Below are 1,475 nucleotides of genomic sequence, written 5' to 3'. Positions count from 1 at the left end.
GGAGCAACGGGAACAGCAGGATCAACAGGGGCAACTGGAGCCACGGGAACAGCAGGAGCAACGGGGGCAACAGGAGCAACGGGAACAGCAGGAGCCACAGGAGCAACGGGGGCAACCGGAACAGCAGGAGCAACGGGGGCAACCGGAGCAACAGGAACAGCAGGAGCCACAGGAGCAACAGGAACAGCAGGAGCGACAGGAGCCACAGGAGCAGCAGGAGCCACAGGGGCAGCAGGAGCGGGAGCAATAATACCTTTCGCTTCAGGGACTCCATCGACATTAACGACTGTCTTAGGTGGACTGCTTAACACCTCGTCAGCTTTAGGATTTGGAGATTCGACCAGTGGTATTAGCGCTGCAGGTGGAGTAATTGATGTTACTTCAATCGATAATATGGCGTTTTCAGTACCAAGAGATGGGACAATAACATCGATTGCGGCCTTCTTCAGCACTACAGCAGCACTAGCCTTAGTGGGCTCAACGGTGACAATTACAGCACAACTGTATTCATCCACCACACCTGATAATACCTTTACACCAATTGCAGGTGCGGTTGCAACGCTGGCACCAGCACTTACAGGAGTTGTGGCAATTGGGACGGTTAGCGATGGTCTTACTACAGGGTTAGCAATTCCGGTTACCGCTGGTACCCGTTTGTTGATGGTATTTACACCGACAGTTACTGCTGGTTTGGATGTCGCAGCAGTAATTTCAGGCTACGCCAGCGCAGGGGTTTCCATTGCTTAACCTAAAAAGAGAGGCTGAAATTTGAGCCTTTCTACTCAATTAACGGATGCTGAGTAGTATCAATGCCATTAATTATATTAGTGTTTTGTTGTCTCATTGTAGAGTATTGATGCACTTATAGTGCTTTAAAATATGTGTAAGGAGAAGAAATGATGGCTGAATTAACTACCGGAATAATAGAAAATACACCATTTGATGGAGTAAGGCCAACTGTAACATTTACAGTACAGATAACTAATGATGAAGTTTTTTCTGCAGACATCCAAATATTGGGGTTCTTTGTATCGGGAACCACTAAAGTTCAATACGTTCAAGAGTTGTTTACTTTGGCTGCAGGAGAAGTTTTATCAAGGGTCTATTTTGCTCAATTTGATCAATTTGAATTTCAGTTTATAACCAGTGCTGATGGGGTAGAGATTTCTTGTTGGGGAAAAGGGAACGGCGGTGATTTGGTAGCAGCTCATCGCGTTTTACCAGCTGAACTAGATCCAATCGGTTCTGTAGGAATAGTAGGAGCGACCGGGGCTACAGGAGCTACAGGAGCGGGAGCTACGGGAGGCACGGGAGCTACTGGGGCTACAGGAGCGGGAGGCTCGGGAGGTACGGGAGCTACAGGGGCTACAGGAGCGGGAGCTACGGGAGGCACGGGAGCTACAGGAGCGACCGGAGACGTAGGAGCAACAGGAACAACGGGAGCAACAGGAGATGTAGGAGCAACCGGAGTTACA

1 protein-coding gene and 1 pseudogene are annotated in these 1,475 nt (G+C 49.2%); both read left to right on the top strand.

Features of this window, described 5'->3' with window-relative positions; all coding sequences use genetic code 11:
• On the top strand, positions 1-747 hold a 747-nt coding region (locus tag DP73_RS21890), incomplete at its 5' end, for an exosporium glycoprotein BclB-related protein (RefSeq protein WP_034602532.1).
• 152 nt (positions 748-899) lie between these two features.
• Positions 900-1,475, top strand: a pseudogene (locus DP73_RS23245) (hypothetical protein); the annotation flags it as partial.

The sequence above is a fragment of the Desulfosporosinus sp. HMP52 genome, from assembly GCF_000765145.1.
Lineage (GTDB): Bacteria > Bacillota > Desulfitobacteriia > Desulfitobacteriales > Desulfitobacteriaceae > Desulfosporosinus.
Note: the sequence above shows the minus strand (reverse complement) of the source record. Positions and strands in the feature narration are given on the sequence as shown.